We start from the raw sequence: 15611 nt of genomic DNA, 5'->3' as shown, positions 1-15611 counted from the left end.
CTTTCGTGACATCTCCCCCACAAGGGGGAGATTATCGGGAGACCGACGCACGCCCCTTATCCTCCCTCCCCCATGGCCTCGCCAGAAACAGTCTGGTACAATTTCCTCAAACTGTTATGGCTCATACGCCAATACGGATGGAGCAACTGATGGATCTCGGCTCTAACGCCACCAAGGCGGAGATGGTGATGGGCACCATTCGGCAGCGGATTGCCGGGCGGGCGTTGACGCCCGGAGCAAAACTGCCTTCGGTGCGGTCGCTGGCCTCCACGCTTGCCGTTTCCACCTCCACGGTGGTCGATGCCTATGAGCGGCTGGTGGCGGAGGGCGCGATCGTGTCGCGGCCGGGCTCGGGCTTTTATGTGGCCAATCAGGCGGCGCCATTTTCTCCAGCAGAAGCCGGGCCGAAGCTCGATCGAGCGGTCGATCCGTTCTGGATCTCGCGGCAATCGCTGGAAAGCGGCGGAGACAGTTTCAAGCCCGGCTGTGGCTGGCTGCCGCCCTCGTGGCTGCCCGAGGAGGCGATGCGCAAGGCGCTGCGGATGCTGTCCCGCGCGGACGCTTCCGCGCTTGCCGATTACGGAACGCCACTCGGACTTGCCGCGCTGCGCCGCCTGATCTCGCGGCGGATGGCGGAGCGCGGCATGGAGGCGTCACCCGAGCAGATCATGCTGACGGAATCCGGCACCCAGGCGATCGATCTTCTCTGCCGCTTTCTGATCGAGCCCGGCGATATTGTTCTGGTCGACGATCCCTGCTATTTCAATTTCCACGCCCTTTTGCGGGCGCATCGGGCAAAGATCGTCGGCGTGCCCTATACGTCAAACGGGCCGGATCTTGCGGCCTTCGCGGCGACGGTTTCCGAACACCGTCCGCGGCTCTACATCACCAATTCGGCGATCCACAATCCGACCGGCGCCGTGCTGTCGCCCGTCACCGCCCATCGGGTGCTGAAGATCGCGGAAGAATTCGACCTGACGATCGTCGAGGACGACATCTTTGCCGATTTCGAAAGCCCGGCGGCAAGTGGTGCCGCCCCTCGCCTTGCGGCCTTCGACGGGCTGGAGCGGGTCATCCATATCGGCAGCTTTTCGAAGACGCTGTCGGCCGCCGCGCGCTGCGGCTTCATCGCCGCGCGGCCGGACTGGATCGAGGGACTGACGGACCTGAAGATCGCCACGAGCTTTGCCGGCGGGCATCTGACGGAGGAACTGGTGCATGCCGTACTCTCCGACGGCGGCTATCGCAAGCATATGGAAGGCCTGCGGGCGCGGCTTGCCAAAGCCATGGCGGAAGTGACTGGGAAGCTCGCAACGCTCGGGATCGAGCCGGTGCTGAAACCGCAATCCGGCATGTTTCTATGGTGCCGGCTGCCCGACGGAAAGGATGCGGCCGAACTGGCGCGGGCCTGCCTCAAACGCAATATCGTGCTGGCGCCCGGCAATGCATTCAGCCTGTCGCAGACGGCGCATTGCCATATGCGCTTCAACGTTTCGCAGACGCTGGACCCGCGGATATTCGAGGCATTGAAGGAGGCGCTTCGCTAAAGCTCGGTCAGAGCGTACATGTAGGCGAGTGCGACAATGGCCGACGCGAGAAAGCTGCCGATCACGACCGGGCCCATCTGCCGGGCCGACAGCTTCAGCCCGAAGCGACCGCCGATGAGGCCGACAAACAACAGAAAAACGAGGCACTGCAGGATGACCGAATGGATATCGAGCAGCGCTGAAACCACCACCTGCAGCACCGCTGCGGAAAGCGCTATGACGCCGCCCTTCCAGGCGGCGACGTGGGCCAGGCGCGCGCCGAGCGACCCACCGGCAACCAGCGCAAGGGCGAGAAGGATGTACAGGACGAGAAGAGTGATAGCCGTATCCTCCTTTTCACCACCATAAAAAATGGCCGCCGGTCAAAGTGTTTGAGGGCAGCGACGAATGCGCCGCCCTCGGGCCGGTCATCAGATTTCGATTTTGAAGGTAATCCCGAAATTGCTGTAGTCCTCGAACGGAACCACTTCATCCTTCGAGAAGGTCTTGGGCAGCGGCGCCTGGGTCGGCGGACGGACATTCGGCTTCCAGTAGACGCCGAGCCTGGCGTTCCTGCCGACCTTCATGCCGGCATTGACTTCCAGGTTGCTGTTGGCGCCGCTCTGCGACCGCTTGGCCCCGACATCGTAACGGCCGTCATTATAGGCCGCTTCGAATATCTGTGTCGTCGCGCCGCCGGCGCGTTCCATGCGGCCACCGGCCGAGAAGGCATCGTAACGCCCCTTCACGCCATAGACCTCTTTCTTCAGATTGCCCTTCCAGTCGAGTTCGACGCTGGTGTCCGTATCGATGGACCACTTGTCGTCGGCAATGGTGAAGCCGAATTCGAAGATCATTTCCTTGTTGGAAGCATAGGCCGCGACACGCGGGTTGGTGCCGTTGAGCTTCACGCCGAGCGGGCCGGTCTTGCTCTTGGCATCCAGGATGATGATCTTCTCGGCCTTTGGCACGAAATTGAACAGGATCTTCTGCTGGTCCGCGGTCGGGACGATCGGCGTGCCGAAGCGGTCGAAACCACCCACGGAAACGAAGTTCTTGCCGGCGAAATTGCTGTGTACGGCAAAGATCGAACTGCCGTCCGGTGTCAGGCCGGCAATGCTCTGGTGCTGGGTGTTGCGCAACGTATAGCGGCCGCAGCAATCCATGGCGTCGTCGATCGAACGGAGTTCGGGCGTCGTCATGAAGATGATGCCGGGAGGGTCGGACGCTGCGGGTCCAGGATGGGGGAAGAGCCGATCTTGACCGGCCAGAAGTCAGATTGGGGCTTGGAGGGTTCTCGTCTCGCCGCTTCACCCAGCGAGCGCGTCTGTGGGGCTAATCCCATGATCTACCTGCCTTATCTCTATGAAATGAAATTCTCGACTAAACTTTCTGAAGGGCCGCGGCGAAAAATATGCCGGGCGAAACGAATGGGTGGCGGAAGGTTTCCGACGGGGCGTAAACTAAGCGGCAAGCCCGGTTTGTCCACCCCAAAAACGCAACCATGTCGCGATCGGGATAGGTGCCAGGAGCCTCACGGATAGGCGGGAGCGCGCGCGATCACCCTTTCAGCCGCACACCGAAGCCGAGGATGAAGCTGACCAGAGCGCCGACGGCAGCCGTGCCATAGAGCCAGGTCGCGGTGTCGCCGGCCGTGCCGGCGCCGAGGCTGGCCGAGAGCCCGGTTGCGGTGGCGATGGTGCCGGAAAGGGCCGCACCGACCGCATAGCCTGCCGTCGACATGGTGGGGAGCAGCGCGCTGGCGCGGTCGCGTTCGCCCGCATCCGCCGCCTCCATGGCGGCCTTGTTGACGTTTGCCCAGGCGAGCCCGAAGCCGGTGCCGATCAGCATCTGGCCGGCGATCACCAGCGGCAGCCATTGCAGGCCGATCGCGGCCGCGATCGCCAGAAAGCCCGAGACCTGGAACAGCGGCCCCGCCCGCATGACCACATGGCGACGGGCGAGCGAACCGATGCGGCTTGCGACCATGGCGACGGCACTCCAGGTGACCGCCATGGTGACGACGACATAGCCGACCGCCGCCGGCCCGAGACCGAAGACCTCGCGCACCAGAAGCGCCAGATAGGTGCTGCCGGCGGAATGGCTGGCCGACATCAGGAACAGGATAAGGAAGCCGCGGCCGAGCACCGAGCCGCGCCGAAACGTGCCGGCGGGAAACAGGGACACGCCGATGCGGCCATCGAGACGGATGCCGATGATGAAGATTGCCAGCCCGGCGACGAGGGTTGCGGCCTGCCAGCCTGCATCGCTGCTTGCCGACGAGAGCGCCAGGACGAAGGCTGCGGCGACGCAGAGCGTGATGGTCAGTGGCGGGAAGGCGGCGGCTCCGTCGCCGCCGACCTTCGGCCGCGCAAGCGCAGTGAAAAGCGCAAGCGCCGCAATCAGCGGGACAACCGCGAGGAACGAGGCACGCCAGGAAATGCTCTCGGCAATCAGCCCGCCGACCAGCGGCCCGAGCAGAGCGGTGACGGCCCAGACGGTCGCTTCCACGGCAAAGACACGGGCGATCAGAGCCGAGGGAAATTGGCCGGGATGAGGCTGTAGCAGATCGCCACGATCAGTCCGTCGGCAACACCCTGCATCAGCCGGCCGGCGATGATGAAGCCGAAGGCAGGTGCGAGAAGCGCGACCAGCCCGCCGGCGGCAAACAGCAGCGAGGCAAGGCCGAGGCTCAAGCGCACGCCGAACCGGTCACGTAGCGAGGCGGCCGTGGTGCCGCCGGCAATCGAGCCGATGAAATAGAGACTGTAGACCCAGCTGAACCAGTCGCGCCCGCCGAGCTCCGCCGCAGCCAGCGGCATGGCGGCGACGATGGCAAACTGGTTGAAGGCATGCAGGCCGATGCCGCTGGAGATCAGCCCCAGCATGAGGCCCTGACGCCCGGTCCAGAGGGCCTGTCTGTCGCCCGCCGCCTGCTGATCCATGTGCCCTCCCCGCTGCGCAGTAATCCACCCATCCATTGCAGCCGGGCGGCGAAAGGTCCAATCGAAATTGCAGTCGATCTCCTAACGGCAAAACGACGCAAGACTCAAGTTTCGCGGCTGCACCGGGGTCGCCGCAAAAACAAGCGGAATGATAGGAATTTCGGCCATCCATGATCGATTTTTATGCATGTGATATTTTTACTACAGCCTTTTTAGCAATCGCTCCTACATGACCCTTCATCACGCACTACGGAGGTTCACCCATGAAGGGTCTTTTCATTCTCGCCACCACTGTCGCCATGACGGCGTCGACCGCAGTATTCGCAGCGGATGCGGTCGAGCAGATCCCGACGGCGCCGGTCGCCGTGGAAACCACGCCGCCCTTCACCTGGGATGGCGCCTATATCGGTGCCCATACAGGCTATGGCTGGGGCAATGGCGATCTGGAAGGTTTCAGCGACGACAATTTTGACGGCTGGAGGCTCGGCGCCTTCGTCGGCTATAACTGGCAGTTCTCCAGCGGCTTCGTCGCCGGTATCGAAGGCGACGCCAACTACGACTGGGGCGATGCCAATTATGGCGGCGGCGTTTCCGTCGAAAACGGCTTCTCCGGTTCGGTTCGTGGCCGTGTCGGTTACGCCTTCGACCGCACCCTGATCTTCGCAGCCGGTGGTTACACCGCCACCAATGTCGACCTCAACGCGCCGGGCGCCGATGACGACGACACGCTGCATGGCTGGACGATCGGCGCCGGCGTCGACCACGCCTTCACCGACAACGTCTTCGGCCGCCTCGAATATCGCTACAACGACTATGGCGACGGCAACCTCAGCGGTGCCGATTTCGACCTCGACCAGCACGTCATCCAGGTTGGCGTGGGTGTGAAGTTCTAAGGAACAGCGCCTGTTTCAGGCACGAGGAAAGCCGTCCGCGAGATTTTTCGCGGGCGGCTTTTTCCATGGCTGCTTCTCGCCTGCTCTACCCCGATCCGACACTCCTTTTGCGTGCCGATCAGCGTATTGACCTCGCGTTTTCGTTGAGCAAGATTTGCACCGGGATGAATAGGGGCCGATCATGCATGCCGCAACGATGGAATGTGGGTGGACGGGTGACGCGACGTCGGGCAGGTGTCGAAGATCTCCAATGACGCGGCGGGTTTTGGCCTGCGCCTCCGCGCTCCTTCTCTCAGCCTGCGTCAGCATCGATTATGACAGCCTGAAGCCGGGCGGCTTTACCGGCAGCCTGATCGTCATGTGGGTCGGGCCCGGAACCACGGGGAGCGGCGACGGGCAATTCGTCTTCGTGCCGGATCCCGCCGCTCCTTTGACCTTCACCCGGCCTGGCAACGGCGCCGGCAAGGTGATCCGGCCCGGCGTGATGTATACCGATGGCGGCTCGATCCCGCGGGTCGCGCAGGTGTTCAAGGGGTTCAACCCGTGGGGCTATGCGCCTGCCTATATGATCCACGACTGGCTGTTCACCGCCCGCCACTGCATCGTCGATGGCCAGAGTAATGCCGAATATGACCGGCTCAAGGATGTGACATTCGAGGATTCGGCGGTCATTCTGGGCGAGGCCATCCGGGGGCTGGTCGCGGCAAACCAGGTCGACAAGGACGATGTTGCGGGCGGCACGATCACCTGGGCGGTCGGCAGCGGCATCGCGAAAAACCTCTGGGACAGCCAAGGCGCTTGCGCGGCCGAGAAGGTCAGCGACCAGCATCTCGCCCAGATCGAGCTTGCCGTTCCCGGCAGCACTACGCTTTCGGTCACGCAACAGGGCGTGCGGACGATGCGGGCGATCCGTCGGGCGGCACCGGGTATCGCGCCTGCACAGGTGGTTTCGACCGTGCGGTTCTGAGCCGATGCCATTGGGGAACATCGAAAGCCGCCCCGAGGTCTTCGCGGGCGGCTTTATTGATAGCTCAACCTCAACCGCGCCGGGCGGCCTCGATCGTGGCGACGTCGATCTTCTTCATCGTCATCATCGCGTCGAAGGCGCGCTTGGCTTCCGGGCCGCCGATCACCAGCGCTTCCATGAGAATGCGCGGGGTGATCTGCCAGGAGACGCCCCATTTGTCCTTGCACCAGCCGCATTCGCTTTCCTGCCCGCCATTGCCGACGATGGCGTTCCAGTAGCGGTCGGTCTCCTCCTGGGTTTCGGTGGAAATCTGGAAGGAGAAGGCTTCGTTGTGCTTGAAGTGCGGGCCGCCATTCAGCCCGACGCAGGCGACGCCCGCGACGGTGAATTCCACCACCAGAACGTCGCCCTCGACACCGTCCGGATAATCGCCCGGCGCGCGGATGACGGCGCCAACGGCGCTGTCTGGAAACGTCTCAGCATAAAACCGCGCCGCCGCCTCGGCGTCCTTGTCGTACCAGACGCAGATCGTGTTTTTCGCGATTGCCATTGCCTGCTCCTTCTACCGTTGCGAGATCGCTCGTTGCGAACCTATGGCTGGAAGACGCACGGGCGAGAGGCGATCCGACATGGAGAGGAGATTTTTCTTCTCACCCCTCCTCCACCAACTCACCCAGATGCTGGCGGACCCACTTTACCTCTTCCGAGGCCGTGCGTCTAAAATGGCGTTTGAAGTCGCGGCTGAACTGGGCGGGGCTGACATAGCCGACGGAGAGCGCCACCTCGGCGATGGTGCGGTCGCCGCGGGCCATCATCAGGCGTGCCTCGTGCAGGCGCATGGCTTTCACATATTGCATCGGGCTGCTGCCGGTGAGCGCCTTGAAATGGGTGTGGAAGGACGGGACGCTCATGCCCGCCTCGCTTGCCAGTGCCGGCACCGAGACGTCGGAACAATAGGTTTCCCGCAGGCGCGCAAGGCTCTGGATGATGCGGCCCGACGTGCCCTTCTTCTGCAGGGCCGAGATCATCGCCGCGCCTTGCGGTCCGACGAGGACCCGGTAGTGCAGTTCGCGCAGGATGGCGGTGCCGATCACGGCCGTTTCGACCGGATCGGCGAGCGCCTTCAGCAACCGCAGCACGACATCCTCGATTTCGGGCTCCATGCGGCTGGAGACGAGGCTTTTCGCCCGCGCATCCGCTGACGTTCCGCGGCGTGTCTCGACTTCCGTGGCGATCTCGGCGGCGAGCGGCAGGTCGAATTCGACATAGACGGCCAAGAGCGGACGGTCGGCGCTGGCGACGGATTCCATGCGGAAGGGAACCGGCACCGAGACCGCCAGATAATGATCCTCGTCATAGAGATAGACCTCGCCTTCGAGCATGCCCTGCTTGCTACCCTGAAGCACGAAGACGGTGCCCGGACGGTAGAGGACCGGCACGTCATTGAGCACTTCCTCGCTTCTCAAAATGCGCACGGCGGCAAGCCCGGTCGGGTTGTAGCCCGGACGGGGCGCGAGAGATGCCGCGAGATCAACCAGCATGTGCCGCATGCCGGGCGCTCGCTTCACACTCATAGGATTTGGCAAAATGTTCATAGGTTTTACGATCGTTGCGAATGGCTCTGTATATTATCTGACAAAGGCATCATTCAGACAAGAACGGAGAGCCATGATGTCAGCTAAAACCTTTTTCATCACCGGTGCCAATTCCGGCTTCGGTTTCGCCATCGCCTCTGCCGCCATTGCTGCCGGCCATACAGTGATCGGCACCGTGCGGTCGGAGGCCTCGCGGGCAAGCCTTGTGGAACGCCTTCCGGCGGTCCATGCCGTTCTCTGCGACGTTACCGAGTTTGACCGGATCGAGACCGTGGTCGAGCAGGCGGAGGCGGAGCACGGGCCGGTGGATGTGCTGATCAACAATGCCGGTTTCGGGCATGAGGGCGTGCTGGAGGAATCCCCGCTGGACGAGATGCGGCGGCAGTTCGACGTCAACGTGTTCGGCGCGGTGGCTGTGGCCAAGGCGTTCCTGCCGCGGTTTCGTGCCCGCCGGCGCGGCTTCATCGTCAATGTCACGTCGATGGGCGGGATCATCACCATGCCGGGCATCGCCTATTACCACGGCAGCAAGTTCGCGCTGCAGGGCATTTCGGAAGTGATGCGGGCAGAGATGGCGCCCTTCGGCGTGCATGTGACGGCGCTCTGCCCCGGTTCCTTCCGCACCGACTGGGCGGGGCGTTCCATGGTGCGCACGGAGCGCTCGATCGAGGATTACGACGCGCTGTTCGATCCGATCCGCGCGACCCGGCAGGCGAAGAGCGGCAACCAATTGGGTGATCCGGCCAAGCTTGCCGAGGCGGTGCTGACATTGATCGAAAGCGACAACCCGCCGCCGCAGCTGCTGCTCGGCAGCGATGCGCTGAAGCTCGTTACCGACCGGATCGAGCGGATGCGGGAGGAGATCGAGGCGTGGACGCCGGTTACCGTGTCGACCGACGGGTAAGGATCAGCCGAGCCGCTTTTCGAAGAAGACGCGGTTGAAGCCATCCTCGGTGCGGCGGTCGGTCTCTACATAGCCGAGCTTCGGGTAGATCGACAGGTTTTCGACCATCTTCTCGTTGGTATAAAGAGTGACGGCGGCAAGCTTGAGCCGCCGTGCTTCCGCCTCGCAGAAGGCGATCAGAGACTTGCCGATGCCCTTGCCGGCAGCACTCGGCTCGACAGCAACGTTTTCGAGGAACATGGCACCGTGTTCCGGGAAGAAGACGATGAAGCCCTGGAAGTCTCCAGCATCGCTCACCGCGACATGCACATCGCCTTCGGCGATCTGGGTAGCGAAATCGGCAACCATCGGCGCGGGCTTGCGGCCGATCGCGGCGACATAGCGCGTATAGGCCCGCTCTGCGCAGGCGCGGATTGTGGCCTCGTCGATGGCGACTGCTTTTCTGATCATTGTCCCCTCGCACATAAAGATATCCGCCCGCTGTCCGAGAGGCCAGATATCGATGGTTCAACCTAGCGAAGATATGCGCCATTTTCCAGAAACGAGCGTAGCCGCGGATGTATGAGGCAACCTCGCGCGAAGTGCGGAAACAGGCGATAGTAACGCCTTGAACTCCGGAGTGCTTGGGAGATGCCGATGATCGTGTTCGATGTCAGGACCAATATCCGTGGCTCGAAACTTCAGATGCTGGTCGAGGACCTCAGCGCGGAGGCCGAGACGATCGGCTTCGTCATTCAAGGAGATATCCTCTATCCGCAAGTGGAGCAGCTGTTGCTCCATCTGGCTGACGAGAAGACAAGCGACGCCTCGGGTGGCATCTGGCCCGGCACGGACCTCTTATCCGGGTCTGCAAGGATACTCGAATACCACTCGACGCGGCAGGTAATAGACGCTCTATGCGGATTTGCCGGAGGGCTGTTCGATACGGGAAGAGACCCCGCGCTGCCTCAAGACTTCTTCATGCGCTCCCGGGACACGGTGGTGCTTGAAACCGTAAGCCACGAACAGCTTGGCTATATACGCGTGCCGCAGTCTACGCCCATTCTCGATAAACTTCTTGCCGAAGGGCTTATCGAACGCTGATCGGGTCGGGCGTTCTGGACGATGAGCAAGGCGATAGGCGTCGCTAACCGAGTTGCGCCCGCACCGCCTCCTTGTCGATCACCGACCAGACGCGGGCGATCCTGCCCTCCTCGAATTCGTAGAAGACATTTTCAGAAAACGAAACCCGGCGGCCATTGATGGGCAGGCCGAAGAATTCGCCGCGCGGGGTCACGTCGAACTGGATACGGCTTGCAACGGTGGTTCTGTCGGCGACGACCGAGCGGACGTCGAAATGGAGATCGGGGATCTCGCGGTGGTCGTTTTCCAGCATGGCGCGGTAGCCGGAAAGGCCGATGCGCTTGCCATTATAATGAACATCCTCGCCGACGAAATCGCTTAAGGCGTCGAGATCCTTGCCGTTCAGGCAGTCGATATAGCCGGCATAAAGATTGCGCAGGGTTTCGGGTGTCTGTTCCACCTCGGCGACCGGGCGGCCCTCGAAATAGTGTTCGGAAATCTTGCGGCCGTTATCGAGGATCGCGGCGGCAAGCGTCGGATCGCCGCCCTTCATCGTCTCTCGGTCGGCGCCGGTGAGGGTCAGGAAGAGGTTATGGTGCGCGACGGCGGCGAAATACTGCCGATGCGGCGGGGGATCGCGCCATTCTGTCTTTTCCAGCTCTTCCGCCGCTTTACCGGCGGCCTCGTCGAGCGCCTTGTCGAGGGTCTCCAACAGCTTCCGCTCGGCGCGGCTCTGGATCTCCAGATATTGACGTTCGACCGGGGACGGGACGGGGCAGCTGTCGTTCATGGCGGTGTCTCCTCTATGCGTATGGTTTGGCGGATCGGGCGCAGATGCTTGCCACGGGAATGTGCCGGCTTTGCGTCGTCACCACTGGCAGTTGAATATGAGCAGTGTTTCATTTTCTTGCCGGCCGACCGGTTGATTTTTGTCGCCGCCGGTCGAGATACCGCCCGGGCAATAACGGACGACCTTTTTACTTCGGCATAGCTTTCAAATCATGAGAATACTTAGGGAGACACACGGGAATGAATTTTTTCAAGCGCATGTTGGGCCTTGGCGGCAAAGAGCAGGAGCCTGAAACGCCGCAATCCCACTCCATTCTCGTCAATGCCTATTGCACGGTGCGCGACACCCCGCCTCTCGACTTTCCCTATGAACTGCATGGCCAGCGCGATCTTTCCGATCCGGCGCTGGCGCCGCATGTGCACGGCTTCATCGGCTATGTGATGAGCCTTGGCGACGGGCAGATGACGGCGACGCGCTATCACCTGTGGCGGCACCTGCAGCGCGTGCGCAACCACCTGAGCTTCGAGGTCATGTCCGATGATCTGGCCGATGTCGAGGCCTGGGGGCGGGCGGCGAATGCCGTGTTCTTTCTGCCGGACGGTTCGGTCCGGGCACCGGATTTTGCCGTGCTGATCGGCTCTGACGGGCAGAGCGATCCCGCCGCCGCCCTGCCCTACCAGCCGGATGCGGAGGAGCGGAAGGCGCGGACGCTGGCGCTACTTTCTGCCGTCGAACCCAAGCCGCCGGCCAGCATGCCGCCCGCCGTCAGTGCCGCCGAAGTGGTCATGAAGACCCCCGCCGAAGTGCTGGAGCGGGCGCTCGGCCTGTTTTACGTCGCCGCCCGGGCCGAAAGCCGCCATGGCGGCCGCGAGCCGATCGCCGCCGGCCAGAATGCATCGAATCCGATCGGCTTTGCCGCGCTGACGCCGCAGGAGGCGGCCTTCATCTCCGCCGCACCGGGCGACGGCGCCGAGGTCGCCGATGCATCGGCCATGACCTGGCGCTACGAGGCGGCCAATACGCTGTTCTGGGCCCTCGGCATCGAGGAGCGACGATTGCCGACAGCGAGGCGCAGGCGGATGTCAACGCGCTGTGGGACGCGGTCGCGCATCTGGCGGGCGATGCCGGTGCGGCGGCCGGGCTGCAGCTGCGGCCGGTGGAGGAAATTTTGGATGCGCTGGACCGCACCTGGCGCGAGCACTGGATCATCCGCCAGGCGCGCGGCAAGGGCATGTCGGTCGAGACGATCGACGGCGACGTGGTGGCGGAACGGCATATGGCGCTGAACTGGCTGACGAGTTTCCACAACCCGTTCGGGACGCCATGGGACGAGGTGGATACGCCGAGCTGAGGTGGAAGTTGGTTAGGCTGGGATGCAGAGGGCGCCGCTGGTTCCCGATCTCCCCCTTGTGGGGGAGATGTCACGAAAGTGACAGAGGGGGTGGCGCGGCGAGCTCAACTGGCGAGGAGTATGGCGATACACCCCCTCTGCCCTGCCGGGCATCTCCCCCACAAGGAGGGAGATTAGCAGGCGTCACTCGCCTCGCTCCATTTCCAAACCACAATCAGCTAGATCGACCGTGTAGCTAGGCCACGATAAACCTACGCCGCTTCCGGAGAATACCCCGCCTCGCGGATCGCCTCTTCGGCAGTGGCCTTGTCGCCCTCCACCGTGACCTTGTGGGACGCCAGATCGACGGTAACAGTGGCACCCGGCAAAGCTTCGGCGAGTGCAGCGCGGACGGTCTTTTCGCAGTGGCCGCAGGTCATGTCGGCGACGGTGAAGGTGGCGGTCATGGTGGTCTCCTGATGTTTTGGTTACGGGTGTTCAGTTATGCGCGGGCGCCTTGGGGCCGGCACCCGCCAGATCGTCCAGGATCGGGCAATCGGGGCGGTTGTCGCCGCCGCAGCAATGGGCGAGGTGTTTGAGCGTCTTCACCATGGACTGCATCTCCGTGATGCGGCGTTCGAGATCAGCGATATGGCCGGTGGCGATGTCCTTGACGGCGGCGCTTGTCCGGCTCTTGTCCTGCCAGAGTTTTAGCAGCGTCTCGGTCTCCTCCAGCGAAAAGCCGAGCGAGCGGGCGCGCTTGATGAAGCGCAGGACATGCACCTCGTCCTCGCCATAGACCCGGTAATTGCTTTCCGTGCGCCCCTTCGGCGCGATGAGACCGATCTGCTCATAGTAGCGGATCATCTTGGCCGAAACGCCCGAGGCGCCGGATGCTTCGCCTATGTTCATCGGGTTTCCTCCACGTTGAATGTTTTCAATCGCAGCGCATTGCCGAGCACGAAGACGCTGGACACCGCCATGGCACCGGCGCCGATCATCGGCGAAAGCGTGATGCCGAAGAGCGGATAGAGCGCGCCGGCCGCAACCGGGATCAGCGCCACGTTGTAGCCGAAGGCCCAGAACAGGTTCTGGCGGATGTTCTTCATCGTCGCGCGGCTGATGGCGATGGCCGAGACGACGCCCGAAAGCTCGCCGCCGACCAGCACGACATCGGCGCTTTCGATCGCCACATCCGTGCCGGTGCCGATGGCAATGCCGATATCGGCCTCGGCGAGTGCCGGGGCATCGTTGATGCCGTCGCCGACGAAGGCTAGTTTGCGGGAGGCAGTGTTTGAGGCGTTGCCCCTCACCCTAACCCTCTCCCCGTAAACGGGGCGAGGGAACGTGCCACGCTCCAGACCCGAGGATGAGGTAGCCTGCTCGACGCTAGAGAAGGCTGCTCCTCGCTCGGCATCAATTGGGGCTGAAAGGTTGCGTCTTGCGTCCTTCTCCCCGCCTGCGGGGAGAAGGTGCCGGTAGGCGGATGAGGGGCCGTCGCCGTCCTCACCCATCCGCAGCCCGTGCACCGCCTCCACCTTGCCCTCCGGCAGGACCTCGGCGATGACCTTGTCGATGCCGACCTGGGCGGCGATGGCTTCTGCCGTGCGGCGGTTGTCGCCGGTGACCATGACGACTTCGATGCCCATCGCCTTCAGCGCGCGGATGGCCTCGACGCTTCCAACCTTCAGCGGATCGGCGACGGCGATGATGGCGGCGAGCTTGCCGTCGATCGCTGCATAGAGCGGGGTCTTGCCTTCATCGCCCAGACGGCTGGCGACTTCCGCGAAGGTGTCCACGGAGAAGCCGAGTTTTTGCATGTAGCGATCGGCACCGACGGCGACGTCGTGCCCTGCGACCTTCGCGCGGATGCCGTAGCCGGTGACGGACTGGAAGTCCTCGGCGTTCGCCACGGCAAGACCCTCGCCTCGGCAGCCCGAACGATCGCGTCGGCGATCGGGTGTTCAGAGCGGGCCTCGACGGCGGCAACCAGCGCCAGCGTATCGGCCTCGTCGAAACCTTCAGCGGTGATAAAATCGGTGAGTTCCGGCTTGCCCTTGGTGATGGTGCCGGTCTTGTCGACGACGACGGTCGAGACGTCCTGCAGCCCCTGCAGTGCCGCGCCCTTGCGGAACAGCACGCCGAGTTCGGCCGCACGGCCGCCGCCGACGACGATCGAGACCGGCACGGCGAGCCCCATGGCGCAGGGGCAGGCGATGATGAGGACGGCGACAGCCGAGATCAACGCATGGGTGAGTTTCGGCTCCGGCCCGACCAAGTACCAGACGGCGAAGGTCAAGACGGAAAGCGCGATGACGGCGGGCACGAACCAGGCCGTGACGCGGTCGACCAGCGTCTGGATCGGCAGCTTTGCACCCTGCGCCTGCTCGACCATGCGGATGATGCCGGCAAGCATCGTGTCGCGGCCGACCCTGGTTGCGGTGAGGCGCAACGCGCCGGTCGTGTTGATCGTGCCGCCGATGACGGTGGCGCCCGTTGTCTTGGCGACCGGGATGGGCTCGCCGGAGATCATGGATTCATCGATATTGGACTGGCCATCGATGACGGTACCGTCGACGGGGATGCGTTCGCCGGGGCGGATGACGACGGTATCGCCGAGCACGACTTCGGCAGTCGGGATGTCGGTCTCGCGGCCGTCGCGCTCGACGCGGGCGGTTTTCGCCTGCAGGCCGGCGAGCTTTTCGATCGCCGCACCGGTGCGGCCGGTGGCGCGGGCCTCCATCAGCCGGCCGAAGAGGATCAGCGTGACGATGACGGTGGCGGCCTCGTAATAGACATAGCGGGCCGCTTCCGGCAGCAGGCCGGGGGCGAAGGTGGTGACGACGGAATAGCCGTAGGCGGCGGCCACGCCGACGGCAACCAGCGAGTTCATTTCCGGCGCGCCGCGCAACAGTGCAGGCAGGCCGATGCGGAAGAAGCGCAGGCCGGGCCAGAAGATCACCGCCGTGGCAAGGACGAAGTAGAGGTAATGGAGGTTCTGCGTGTCTATGACGCCCATCAGCCAGTGATGGAACGGCGCGTAGATATGGCCCGCCATTTCCAGCACGAAGAGCGGCAAGGTGAGGATGAAGGCGATCGCGAGGTCGCGCTTGAGGTAAGCCTCCTCGCCCTGGTGCATGTGAGCATGGTCGTGGGCGGGGTGGGCGTGATGCGGCACGCTCCCTCTGTTCTCCCCCTTGTGGGGGAGATGTCACCGGAGGCGACAGAGGGGGGGATCAGCGGGCTCAACCGACGAGGAGTATGCGGACCTACCCCCTCTGCCCTGCCGGGCATCTCCCCCACAAGGGGGAGATTGTTACGCCGCGCCGCCTCCGCTCGACCGCCACCGCATTGTCGTCTGCAAAATTCGCAACCATCCCCGCCTCTCTCAGCGCATGGTCCATAGCCCCAGCAGGAATTTCATAGCCTAGCTTGCGGATCGCCTTGTCGAGCGCTTCGGGATCGAAGCCCTCGCCCGTTTCCACTGTCAGCTTCTTCGTCGCGAAGTTCACCGCACTCGATGTAACCCCGGCAAGCTTTGCCGCTCCGGTCTCGACGCGGCGCACGCAAGAGGCGCAGTGCATGCCTTCGACGGGGAT

The 15611-nt window shown here is 63.4% G+C and carries 16 protein-coding genes and 3 pseudogenes; 7 read left to right on the top strand and 12 right to left on the bottom strand.

What is annotated here, in order from left to right; genetic code table 11:
* The first annotated feature begins 149 nt into the window (after nt 1-149).
* Nucleotides 150-1547, top strand: coding sequence for an aminotransferase-like domain-containing protein (locus N7E02_RS21415; RefSeq protein ID WP_286579625.1), 1398 nt, complete (start codon nt 150-152; stop codon nt 1545-1547).
* On the opposite strand, the gene N7E02_RS21410 is transcribed toward N7E02_RS21415, so the two are convergent.
* From N7E02_RS21410 to N7E02_RS21395, 4 genes are all read right to left on the bottom strand, one after another.
* Nucleotides 1544-1738: a hypothetical protein gene (locus tag N7E02_RS21410; protein ID WP_286579624.1), complete on the bottom strand. Its 195-nt coding sequence runs from the start codon at nt 1736-1738 to the stop codon at nt 1544-1546. The two genes, N7E02_RS21415 and N7E02_RS21410, sit on opposite strands and share 4 nt — an antisense overlap.
* Before the next feature lie 219 nt (nt 1739-1957).
* A complete protein-coding gene (locus N7E02_RS21405) occupies nt 1958-2728 on the bottom strand; it encodes a hypothetical protein (RefSeq protein WP_286579623.1) in 771 nt (256 codons plus the stop codon).
* A 358-nt stretch (nt 2729-3086) separates the two neighbouring features.
* Nucleotides 3087-4037: an MFS transporter gene (locus tag N7E02_RS21400; RefSeq protein ID WP_286579622.1), complete on the bottom strand. Its 951-nt coding sequence runs from the start codon at nt 4035-4037 to the stop codon at nt 3087-3089.
* 17 nt (nt 4038-4054) lie between these two features.
* The gene (locus tag N7E02_RS21395; RefSeq protein WP_286579621.1) at nt 4055-4471 is read right to left on the bottom strand and encodes an MFS transporter; all 417 of its coding nucleotides are present in this window, start codon (nt 4469-4471) and stop codon (nt 4055-4057) included.
* A 263-nt stretch (nt 4472-4734) separates the two neighbouring features.
* Here N7E02_RS21395 and N7E02_RS21390 point away from each other — a divergent pair, with 263 nt between their 5' ends.
* The gene (locus tag N7E02_RS21390; protein WP_286579620.1) at nt 4735-5364 is read left to right on the top strand and encodes an outer membrane protein; all 630 of its coding nucleotides are present in this window, start codon (nt 4735-4737) and stop codon (nt 5362-5364) included.
* 250 nt (nt 5365-5614) lie between these two features.
* Nucleotides 5615-6331 carry a hypothetical protein gene (locus N7E02_RS21385; protein WP_286579619.1) on the top strand — a complete coding sequence of 239 codons (717 nt, stop codon included), beginning with the start codon at nt 5615-5617 and terminating at the stop codon, nt 6329-6331.
* A gap of 70 nt (nt 6332-6401) precedes the next feature.
* Here N7E02_RS21385 and N7E02_RS21380 read toward each other — a convergent pair whose 3' ends face one another.
* Nucleotides 6402-6875, bottom strand: a complete 474-nt coding sequence (locus tag N7E02_RS21380) for a VOC family protein (protein WP_286583972.1) — start codon at nt 6873-6875, stop codon at nt 6402-6404.
* A 106-nt stretch (nt 6876-6981) separates the two neighbouring features.
* Nucleotides 6982-7920, bottom strand: a complete 939-nt coding sequence (locus tag N7E02_RS21375) for an AraC family transcriptional regulator (RefSeq protein ID WP_374730738.1) — start codon at nt 7918-7920, stop codon at nt 6982-6984.
* 82 nt (nt 7921-8002) lie between these two features.
* Between N7E02_RS21375 and N7E02_RS21370 the strand changes: the two genes are divergently transcribed.
* A complete protein-coding gene (locus tag N7E02_RS21370) occupies nt 8003-8830 on the top strand; it encodes an oxidoreductase (protein WP_286579618.1) in 828 nt (275 codons plus the stop codon).
* A gap of 3 nt (nt 8831-8833) precedes the next feature.
* Here N7E02_RS21370 and N7E02_RS21365 read toward each other — a convergent pair whose 3' ends face one another.
* On the bottom strand, nt 8834-9280 hold the full coding sequence (locus N7E02_RS21365) for a GNAT family N-acetyltransferase (RefSeq protein WP_286579616.1): 447 nt from the start codon (nt 9278-9280) through the stop codon (nt 8834-8836).
* Nucleotides 9281-9466: 186 nt separating this feature from the next.
* Here N7E02_RS21365 and N7E02_RS21360 point away from each other — a divergent pair, with 186 nt between their 5' ends.
* On the top strand, nt 9467-9913 hold the full coding sequence (locus N7E02_RS21360) for a hypothetical protein (protein WP_286579615.1): 447 nt from the start codon (nt 9467-9469) through the stop codon (nt 9911-9913).
* 43 nt (nt 9914-9956) lie between these two features.
* Here N7E02_RS21360 and N7E02_RS29855 read toward each other — a convergent pair whose 3' ends face one another.
* Nucleotides 9957-10682 (bottom strand): ester cyclase, encoded by a 726-nt coding sequence (locus N7E02_RS29855; protein ID WP_353622836.1) that lies wholly within the window; start codon nt 10680-10682, stop codon nt 9957-9959.
* Between the two features lie 239 nt (nt 10683-10921).
* On the opposite strand from N7E02_RS29855, the pseudogene N7E02_RS29850 reads away from it, so the two are divergent.
* Nucleotides 10922-11686: pseudogene (locus N7E02_RS29850) on the top strand (DUF4272 domain-containing protein); the annotation flags it as partial.
* Nucleotides 11578-12033 carry a DUF4272 domain-containing protein gene (locus N7E02_RS29845; protein ID WP_353622921.1) on the top strand — a complete coding sequence of 152 codons (456 nt, stop codon included), beginning with the start codon at nt 11578-11580 and terminating at the stop codon, nt 12031-12033. The pseudogene N7E02_RS29850 and the gene N7E02_RS29845, both read left to right, overlap by 109 nt.
* A gap of 251 nt (nt 12034-12284) precedes the next feature.
* On the opposite strand, the gene N7E02_RS21340 is transcribed toward N7E02_RS29845, so the two are convergent.
* The 4 genes and pseudogenes from N7E02_RS21340 to N7E02_RS21330 all read right to left on the bottom strand — a co-directional run.
* Entirely contained in the window at nt 12285-12479 is a 195-nt protein-coding gene (locus tag N7E02_RS21340; RefSeq protein WP_286579614.1) for a heavy-metal-associated domain-containing protein, read from the bottom strand.
* Nucleotides 12480-12510: 31 nt separating this feature from the next.
* Nucleotides 12511-12924: a Cu(I)-responsive transcriptional regulator gene (cueR, locus tag N7E02_RS21335; RefSeq protein ID WP_286579612.1), complete on the bottom strand. Its 414-nt coding sequence runs from the start codon at nt 12922-12924 to the stop codon at nt 12511-12513.
* Nucleotides 12921-13295: pseudogene (locus N7E02_RS30115) on the bottom strand (HAD-IC family P-type ATPase); the annotation flags it as partial. The pseudogene N7E02_RS30115 and the gene cueR, both read right to left, overlap by 4 nt.
* Before the next feature lie 225 nt (nt 13296-13520).
* Nucleotides 13521-15596 (bottom strand): annotated as a pseudogene (locus N7E02_RS21330) (heavy metal translocating P-type ATPase); the annotation flags it as partial.
* Between the last annotated feature and the right edge of the window lie 15 nt (nt 15597-15611).

It is taken from the genome of Terrirhizobium terrae (assembly GCF_030323265.1).
GTDB lineage: Bacteria > Pseudomonadota > Alphaproteobacteria > Rhizobiales > Rhizobiaceae > Neorhizobium.
The sequence above is the reverse complement of the archived record's forward strand: the minus strand, read 5'-3'. Positions and strand labels throughout refer to the sequence as shown.